This is a genomic window from Variovorax sp. GW460-12-1-14-LB1, from assembly GCF_059423605.1.
This window is the reverse complement of sequence record NZ_JBWKYF010000146.1, coordinates 1-5,329: the sequence shown is the minus strand read 5'-3', so window position 1 is coordinate 5,329 and position 5,329 is coordinate 1. Positions and strand designations below refer to the sequence as shown.

5 protein-coding genes are annotated in these 5,329 nt (G+C 67.6%); all 5 read left to right on the top strand.

Annotation, left to right across the window (positions count from 1 at the left end; genetic code table 11):
* Nucleotides 1–154: 154 nt before the first annotated feature.
* Entirely contained in the window at nt 155–436 is a 282-nt protein-coding gene (locus AC07Y4_RS32625) for a hypothetical protein (protein WP_487850691.1), read from the top strand.
* 190 nt (nt 437–626) lie between these two features.
* Nucleotides 627–2,207 carry a methyl-accepting chemotaxis protein gene (locus tag AC07Y4_RS32620; protein WP_487850690.1) on the top strand — a complete coding sequence of 527 codons (1,581 nt, stop codon included), beginning with the start codon at nt 627–629 and terminating at the stop codon, nt 2,205–2,207.
* Nucleotides 2,208–2,223: 16 nt separating this feature from the next.
* Nucleotides 2,224–3,846 carry a methyl-accepting chemotaxis protein gene (locus tag AC07Y4_RS32615; RefSeq protein WP_487850689.1) on the top strand — a complete coding sequence of 541 codons (1,623 nt, stop codon included), beginning with the start codon at nt 2,224–2,226 and terminating at the stop codon, nt 3,844–3,846.
* Nucleotides 3,847–3,862: 16 nt separating this feature from the next.
* On the top strand, nt 3,863–4,387 hold the full coding sequence (locus AC07Y4_RS32610) for a chemotaxis protein CheW (protein ID WP_255221027.1): 525 nt from the start codon (nt 3,863–3,865) through the stop codon (nt 4,385–4,387).
* Between the two features lie 10 nt (nt 4,388–4,397).
* Nucleotides 4,398–5,329: methyl-accepting chemotaxis protein (locus AC07Y4_RS32605; protein ID WP_487850688.1), on the top strand; the 932-nt coding region annotated here is incomplete at its 3' end.

Genomic DNA, 5,329 nt, shown 5'->3' with positions numbered 1-5,329 from the left:
ACGCAGATGGACCAGGTGACGCAGCAGAACGCGGCGCTGGTCGAAGAAGCTTCGGCCGCCGCGCAGTCGCTGCAGGAGCAGGCCGGCGCCCTGGTCGAGGCCGTGAGCACCTTCAAGCTCGACGCCGACGAAGCCGTTGCGGCCTGAACGCCCCGTGTCCACGCACTTCCATCCGAAAGCCCTGCGCCGCGTCGGCATGGGCTTCGCTGCATTGCTCCTGCTGCTGGCCGTGGCGCTCTTCCTCGGCTTTCACATCGGCACCGGCTGCGCCTGGGCGCTCCATGCCGTGTGGGCGCTGGCGGGCGCCGCCTGCCTGACGGGCCTGGGTCTCGCGGGCTTTGCGGCGCACGCACGGGCCCGTGCAAGCCACCACGACGCCAAGGTGGCCGAGCGGCTGGACCGGGTGTTCCAGCACGTCAACGCCACCGACGCCTGACAGAGAACGCATGCGCCCGCGCCCCGATCCGCGCCTTTCTTTAGAAAAAAGACTCAAGTCTGGCGGCGCGCTGCCGATAACAGGGAGACGGGGTGGCGCAGGCCGCCGTCCCGCCATGCCGTCATGTCATGCCGGTGGCCCGCCGCGCGATGCGGCCACCGTCCCCCGTTATTGAAGGAAGAGAAGCGCAATGAGTTTGAAGGATCTGAAAATCGGCACCCGCCTGGGGCTCGGCTTCGCGGTGCTGCTGCTGCTGATGGCGTTCATTGCGGGCACGGGCGTGCTGCGCCTCACGAACGTGGGGCAGGCGACCGACGAGATGGTGCAGGGCGCGCTGGTCAAGGAGCGGCTGGCGGCCGAATGGCTCAGCCTGCTCAAGTCGAACACCGTCGCCAACTACGCGATGGTCAAGACCACCGACCCCGAGGTGGCGGCCTATTTCGCCAAGCTCCAGGCGGCGGGTTCGGCGCGCATCACGCCGGCGCAGAAGCAGCTGGAAGCCATGCTCGCCACGCCGGAAGAAAAGGCGCTCTATGCCGCGGTGGTCGCGGCGCGCGTCGTCGTGCTCGAGACCGTGGGCACGCTCAACAAGCTCAAGGACGAGAAGAAGATCGACGAAGCCAATGTGCTGGTCGACACCAAGTTCAGCGCGGCGCTCGCCGTCTACGCCGGCGCGGTCGAAAACCTGGCCAACCACCAGCGCGAGAAGATCGACGCCGCCGCCAAGGGCATCGCGGCCGACCACACCGAGGGCCGCACCACGCTGCTCGTGCTGTCGGCCATCGCGCTGGCGGTGGGCGCGCTGTTCGCCTGGCGCCTTACGCTGGGCATCGTGCGCCCGCTGGGCCATGCGCTCGAAGTAGCCGAGACGGTGGCCGCGGGCGACCTGAGCGCGAACATCCGCGTGGACAGCCGCGACGAAGCGGGCCAGCTGATGCAGGCGCTGAAGGACATGAACGCCAACCTGGCCAAGGTGGTGGGCGAAGTGCGAACGGGCACGGAGACGATCGCCACGGCCTCGGGTCAGATCGCTTCGGGCAACCAGGACCTGTCGTCGCGCACGGAAGAGCAGGCGAGTTCGCTGGAGCAGACGGCGGCTTCGATGGAAGAGCTGACCTCGACGGTGAAGCAGAACGCGGACAACGCGCGGCAGGCGAATCAGCTGGCCGTCTCCGCTTCGGAAGTCGCAGTGAAGGGTGGGGCGGTCGTGTCGCAGGTCGTGGACACGATGGGCTCGATCAACGCCTCGTCCAAGAAGATCGTCGACATCATCGGCGTGATCGATGGCATTGCATTCCAGACCAACATCCTGGCGCTGAACGCTGCTGTTGAAGCCGCACGCGCTGGTGAGCAAGGCCGAGGCTTCGCAGTGGTCGCGTCCGAAGTTCGCAGCCTCGCCCAACGCTCCGCAGCCGCCGCCAAGGAAATCAAGACCCTCATCGGCGACTCGGTGGAAAAGGTCGAAGAAGGCAGCAAGCAAGTCGCAGAAGCCGGCCGCACGATGGAAGAAATCGTCGGCAGCGTGAAGCGCGTGACTGACATCATGGGCGAGATCACCGCTGCCAGCCAGGAGCAGACCTCGGGCATCGAGCAGATCAACCAGGCGATCACGCAGATGGACCAGGTGACGCAGCAGAACGCGGCGCTGGTCGAAGAAGCCTCGGCGGCGGCGCAGTCGCTGCAGGAGCAGGCCGGCAGCCTGTCGCAGGTCGTCGGCGTGTTCCGCCTCGGCGGCAGCAGCGCCCACAGCAACGCGCTGGCCCTGGCCTGAAGGCGACGCACCGGCCATGCGTGTCAATCTGCCCGTCACCGACATCGAATACGAACTCTCGAAGGAAGAGGCCCTGGTGTCCCGCACCGACCTCAAGGGCCGCATCACCTACGTCAACCCGGCCTTCGTCGCGGCCAGCGGCTTCACGGCCGGCGAACTGCTGGGCAAGGCGCACAACATCGTGCGCCACCCCGACGTGCCGCCCGAGGCCTTCGCCGACCTGTGGCGCACGCTCGACCAGGGCCTGCCCTGGACCGGCCTGATCAAGAACCGGCGCAAGAACGGCGACTTCTACTGGGTGCTCGCCAACGTCACGCCGATCCGCCACCAGGGCCGCGTGGAGGGCTACATGTCCGTACGCAGCCGCCCCGCGCGCGAGGACGTGGCCGCCGCCGATGCGCTCTACCGCCGCATGCGCGAGGGCGAGGCCAAGGGCCTCGAACTGCTGCAGGGCGAGGTGGTGCGCAGCGGCTGGGCCCATCCGTTGGCGCGGCTGCGGCGCATTCCGGTGCGCCGCCGCGTGTTCGGCGTGACCGTCGCGGCGGCGGCGCTGTCAGCGGGCCTGGGCGCGATGGGCTGGATGGAAGCGTCCCGCCTGGCGGCGGCATCGGGCGCGCACAGCTGGTTGCCCAACGCCGTGGCAGCGGGCGGCCTCGGCGCCGTGCTGGCGTGGCTGGGCCTGGGGGCGTTCCTCGGGCGCACGGTGTTCCGTCCGCTCGACGAAGCCATCGAGGTCGCGCGCACCATCGCGGGCGGCGACCTCGTGCGCTTCACGGTGCGGCCCGGCGACGAGATCGCGGGGCTGCTGCGCGCGCTGAACCAGATGAGCGCCAACCTCTTCGCGATCGTCGCGGACGTGGGCGCGAACGTCGCCGGCGTGATGTCGGCGTCGAGCCAGATCGCCTCGGGCAACGAGGACCTGTCCTCGCGCACCGAGCAGCAGGCCAGCTCGCTCGAACAGACAGCGGCGTCGATGGAAGAGCTGACCTCGACCGTGAAGCAGAACGCGGACAACGCCCTGCAGGCGAACCAGCTGGCCGTTTCCGCCTCGGAAGTGGCGGTGAAGGGCGGTGCCGTGGTGTCGCAGGTCGTGGACACGATGGGCTCGATCAACGCTTCGTCGAAAAAGATCGTCGACATCATCGGCGTGATCGACGGCATCGCGTTCCAGACCAACATCCTCGCGCTGAACGCGGCCGTGGAAGCCGCGCGCGCGGGCGAGCAGGGCAAGGGCTTCGCCGTGGTCGCGTCGGAAGTGCGCAGCCTCGCGCAGCGCTCGGCCGCTGCGGCCAAAGAAATCAAGACCCTCATCGGCGACTCGGTGGAGAAGGTCGAGGCGGGAAGCAAGCAGGTGGCCGAGGCCGGCCGCACCATGCAGGAGATCGTCGGCAGCGTGAAGCGCGTGACCGACATCATGGGCGAGATCACGACGGCGAGCCAGGAGCAGACCTCGGGCATCGAGCAGATCAACCAGGCCATCGCGCAGATGGACCAGGTCACGCAGCAGAACGCCGCATTGGTCGAGGAAGCCTCGGCCACGGCGCAGTCGCTGCAGGAACAGGCGGAGGGCCTGGTCCGGGCCGCAGGGGTATTCAGGACCGGGGCGGGCGAGGGTGCCGGCGCCCGGGATGCGTATTGAACGAGGAGAAGAACACATGTTGAACAACACCAGAGACACATCACCGCGATCGAATGGCGCGGCGCCGTCCGCGTCCGCCGTGGCCAACCGCCTGGAGGTCGTGACCTTCAAGCTCGGCGACGAGGAATACGGCATCGACATCCAGAAGGTGCAGGAGCTGCGCGGCTACGACGCCGTGACGCGCATCGCGAACGCGCCGGACTACATCAAGGGCGTGGTCAACCTGCGCGGCATCATCGTGCCGATCATCGACATGCGCATCAAGTTCGAGCTGGGCGCGCCCACCTACGACCAGTTCACGGTGGTGATCGTGCTGAACATCGCGGGCCGCGTGGTGGGCATGGTGGTGGACAGCGTGTCCGACGTGATCACGCTCACCGCCGAGCAGATCAAGCCGGCGCCCGAGATGGGCTCGGTGCTCGATACCGACTACCTGATCGGCCTGGGCACGCTGGACGAACGCATGCTGATCCTGGTGGACATCGACCGGCTGATGTCCAGCGAAGAAATGGGCCTCATCGAAGCCGCCGCCACCGTTTGAGGACCACCCCATGACATTCTTTTCGAACCTTCGCATCGGCACCCGCCTGACCCTTGCCTTCGCCATCGTGCTGGGGCTGACGCTCATTTCCAGCGCGGTGGGGCTGATGTCGGCGCACAAGAACGCCGAAGCCACGCGCATCATGATGCAGAGTCCGCTGGCCAAGGAGCGGCTCATTTCCGACTGGTACGTGCTGACCTACTCGGCCATCGCGCGTACCTCGATGATCGCGCGCACCACCGACGAAGCGCTGCCGATGCTGTTCGCCGACGTGATCTCCGAGAGCGTGAAGAAGGGCAGCGAGACCATGGCCAAGGTCGAGGCGCTGCTGGTCACCGACGAAGAAAAGGCGACCTACAAGTCCATCGTCGAGCTGCGCGCCAAGTATCAGGCCGCCAAGGACGAGGTGACCCGCGCCAAGGCCAGTGGCAACACGGTCGAGACCGTGCGCGCCTATCAGCTGTCGTTCCAGCCGGCCGCCAAGGCCTACGAGAACCGCGTGCTCGAACTGCTGGCCATCGAGCGCCGCGCCATCGACGACATGAGCCACGCCATCGACGCGGCGAATGCGAAGAGCTTCAACCTGCGGCTGCTGCTGACGGCGCTCACGGTGCTGCTGGGCGGCCTGTTCGCCTTCTTCATCTCGCGCAGCATCGTGCGTCCGCTGGCCAAGGCCGTGGGCGTGGCCGAGACGGTGGCCGCGGGCGACCTGAGCGCGAACATCCGCGTGGACAGCCGCGACGAGACCGGGCAGCTGATGCAGGCGCTGAAGGACATGAACACCAACCTGGCGAAGGTGGTGGGCGAGGTGCGCACGGGCACGGAGACCATTGCCACGGCGTCGGGGCAGATCGCTTCGGGCAATCAGGACCTGTCGTCGCGTACCGAAGAGCAAGCCAGCTCGCTGGAGCAGACGGCGGCGTCGATGGAAGAGCTGACCTC

Excerpts from the sequence above, each read along its gene's own strand:
- AC07Y4_RS32615 (WP_487850689.1), top strand. The coding sequence starts at position 2,224 with ATGCGTGTCAATCTGCCCGTCACCGACATCGAATACGAACTCTCGAAG.
- AC07Y4_RS32620 (WP_487850690.1), top strand. The coding sequence starts at position 627 with ATGAGTTTGAAGGATCTGAAAATCGGCACCCGCCTGGGGCTCGGCTTC.
- AC07Y4_RS32610 (WP_255221027.1), top strand. The coding sequence starts at position 3,863 with ATGTTGAACAACACCAGAGACACATCACCGCGATCGAATGGCGCGGCG.